This window comes from Thiohalocapsa sp. ML1, from assembly GCF_001469165.1.
GTDB lineage: Bacteria > Pseudomonadota > Gammaproteobacteria > Chromatiales > Chromatiaceae > Thiohalocapsa.
The window spans coordinates 1-2,853 of record NZ_JABX01000106.1; the positions used below are offsets into that span (position 1 = coordinate 1).

Consider the following 2,853-nt stretch of genomic DNA (forward strand, 5'->3'; position numbering starts at 1 on the left):
TTGCCTATTCCGGTGAACGTGACCAGTCGTTCCGGGGATCGTGACCGGTGTGCCGATCCTGGCAGCGCTGGCGGTTGCATTGGAAACCGATCGGTCACGATCGGTCAAGCGCGGGGGGCGCGGAGGGGATGTCAGGGGTTGGGCTGGGCTCGCGGCCGGGGCGCGCACGGGAGGGAGCCCGAAGGGCGACCGGACGTGCGCGCCCCGGCCGCGAGCCCAGCGCCGCGTTGGCGCTGCGTCGCAGCCGGGGGGTGGTGGCGGTCGCGCTGTACGCGCTCGGCGCGGGGCTCAGTCGGCCTGCTGCGCCGCGGGGTCGGTGCCCTTGCGCATGGACTCGCCGCTCAGGGCGAGGCGATGTGCGTTGTGCAGCAGCCGATCGAGGATGGCATCCGCCACGGTGGCCTCGCCGATGCTGTCGTGCCAGTGCTCGACGGGCAGTTGGCTGGCGATGAGCGTGGCGCGCAGGCCGTGGCGCTCTTCGATGACCTCCAGGAGGTCGGTGCGCTGGGCGGCGGTGAGCTTGACCAGCCCCCAATCGTCGAGGATCAACAGATCGGTTTTGGCCAACTGGCCCATGAGGCGTGCATAGCTGCCGTCGCCGTGGGCGATGCGCAGTTGTTCGAGCAACCGCGGCAGGCGCAGGTAGCGCACCGACAGGCCCTGTCGGCAGGCCTGGTTGCCGAAGGCGCAAGCGAGGTAGGTCTTGCCGCTGCCGGTGGGGCCGGTCAGGCAGAGGGTGTGATGGCCGCGGACCCAGTCGCAGGTGCCGAGTGCGGCCATGCGCGCGCGTTGCAGGCCGCGGGCGGGACGGTAGTCGATGTCCTCCAGGCAGGCGTTCAGGCGCAGCGTGGCGGCCTTGAGCAGGCGCGTACGCCGGCGGTCGTCGCGCGCGAGGTGCTCGCGCTCGACCAGCAAGGCTAGGCGGTCCTCGAAGGACAGCTCGTGCAGCTGGGGTTGGGCAAGCTGCTGCTCGAAGGCTTCGGCCATGCCGGTGAGCTTGAGCCCGCGCAGGGTCTCCAGGGTGGGGTTGCGCAACATGGGAATCTCCGGGTTCGGATCGGAAGGGGCGGCATCAGTGGTAGTAACGCGAGCCGCGCAGGTTGGCGTGCGCGGGCGGCGCGGCGTCGGCGTCCTCGCCCGGGGCGGGCAGCGGCGGTTGGATGTCGAGGCCTTGCTTGAGGATCGAGGCGACGCTGCGGTAGATCGGGGAGTTGATCGCCAGGGCGCGCTCGCAGGCGGCCTCCAGGCGCGCGGCGCCGTAGCTGCGCTCGGCCTTGCGCAGGCCGAGCCAGGCGCGGTAGGCGTGCTCGGGATGCAATTGCTGTTGCAGTTGTCGCGCGACCAGCGCCGAGGTGGCCGGCCCGATCGCTGTGGCCCAATCGAGCGCGCGTTGCGGCGACCATTGGTGGTGCTCGCGGTGCGCCTTGGGCATGTGCTCGGGCCGGGTGCAGTCCTGCCCGGCGCTGCCGCGCGGGTGCGCGGCCACGCGCTTGCCGCGCGCGAAGACCTCAAGGCCGGTGCCGCTCAGGCGCACATCCAGGAGCTGCCCGGCCAGCGCGTGCGGGACGCTGTAGGCGCAATCGCCGACCTGGATGTGGTAATCCAGGCCGGCGCGGCAGCGCCGCCACTCAGCAAGCTCGTAGGGGGCCTCGGGCAGGGCCTTGAGCACCGGGCGCTCCAGACGCTCGAACAGGCTGCGGCGCGAGCCGGGGAGCTTCTGAAACGCACGCTCGTTGAGCTCGACGAGCAGCTCGGCGATGGCCGCGTTGAGCGCCGCCAACGAGGTGAACGTCTGATGGCGCAGCCGCGCCAGAATCCAGCGCTCCACCACCTGGACGCCTACCTCGGCCTTGGCTTTGTCCTTGGGCTTGTAGGGGCGCGCCGGCAGGATGGCGGTGCCGTAGTGGCGCGCCAGCTCCAGGTAGGTGGCGTTGGGCTCGGGCGCGTAGCGGTCGGCCTTGGTCACGCCCGAGCGTAGGTTGTCGGGGATCAAGAGCTCGGGCACGCCGCCGAAGAAGGCAAACGCACGTTGGTGCGAGGCGATCCAGTCGGGCAGGCTCTGCGTCCAGGTGGCCTCGGCGTAGGTGTAGCTGGAGGCACCGAGCACGGCGACGAAGATCTGCGCGGCGCGCGCCGGCCCGCCAGCGCCGTCGAGTACGGCCACCGTCGGACCGCAGTAGTCGATGAACAGCTTCTCGCCGGCACGGTGCACTTGGCGCATGCTGCGCTTCTGGCGCTTCACCCAGCGGCGGTAGCGCTCGCAGTACTGGCTGTAGCGGTACGCCCCGTCGCCGACCGCAGCAACGTACTCGGCCCACAGCAACTGCAAGGTCACGCCCTTGCGCCGCAGCTCAGCGTGCATGGCGCCGTAGTCGGGCTCGACCCGCTCCCGCACGCCGCCCCGCGAGGGGTACAGCCGCGCTTCCAGCGCCGCCTCGTCCAGCCCCTCCGGCAGCGGCCAGGACAGCCCCTGCGCCTCGGCCAAGCTGACGTACTTGTTGACCGCCCCCTTCGAGAGCCCGACGGCTCGGGCGATCTTCTCGTGACTCAGACCCGCGGCGAACTTCAGCCGCAACACTTCGGTGATCTTGCGCATTGGACTCCTCTTGCCCGGCATTCGCTCTGTCCCCCTCGTGATGGCAAAAGGGCGGCAGGTATGCCGGAAGAAATTGCGAAAATCCAGCGCTGTACGATCGATTCCGGGATCGTGACCGGCGCTTCCGGGAGCGTGACCGCGAATTCCGGCAATACACCCGAAATCGGTCACGTTCAAACGGAATCGCCGGTCACGTTCGCCCGGAACGACCGGTCACGATCAAACGGAATCGGCGGTCACGATGGGCCGGAATACGC

Annotated in this window: 3 protein-coding genes; 1 reads left to right on the plus strand and 2 read right to left on the minus strand. The window is 70.0% G+C overall.

All coding sequences use genetic code 11. The features are described 5' to 3' along the window. Window positions 1-288 precede the first annotated feature (288 nt). Both istB and istA read right to left on the minus strand, forming a co-directional pair. Entirely contained in the window at window positions 289-1,038 is a 750-nt protein-coding gene (istB, locus tag ML01_RS26515; RefSeq protein WP_058558367.1) for an IS21-like element helper ATPase IstB, read from the minus strand. Window positions 1,039-1,072: 34 nt separating this feature from the next. After that, the gene (gene istA, locus ML01_RS26520) at window positions 1,073-2,617 is read right to left on the minus strand and encodes an IS21 family transposase (RefSeq protein ID WP_156428029.1); all 1,545 of its coding nucleotides are present in this window, start codon (window positions 2,615-2,617) and stop codon (window positions 1,073-1,075) included. Window positions 2,618-2,656: 39 nt separating this feature from the next. On the opposite strand from istA, the gene ML01_RS30395 reads away from it, so the two are divergent. Continuing rightward, a partial coding sequence (locus tag ML01_RS30395) for a hypothetical protein (RefSeq protein ID WP_216819296.1) occupies window positions 2,657-2,853 on the plus strand: 197 nt, incomplete at its 3' end.

Bases quoted from the DNA above. Each gene is read 5' to 3' on its own strand.
- istB (WP_058558367.1), bottom strand. From the start codon at position 1,038: ATGTTGCGCAACCCCACCCTGGAGACCCTGCGCGGGCTCAAGCTCACC.
- istA (WP_156428029.1), bottom strand. From the start codon at position 2,617: ATGCCGGGCAAGAGGAGTCCAATGCGCAAGATCACCGAAGTGTTGCGG.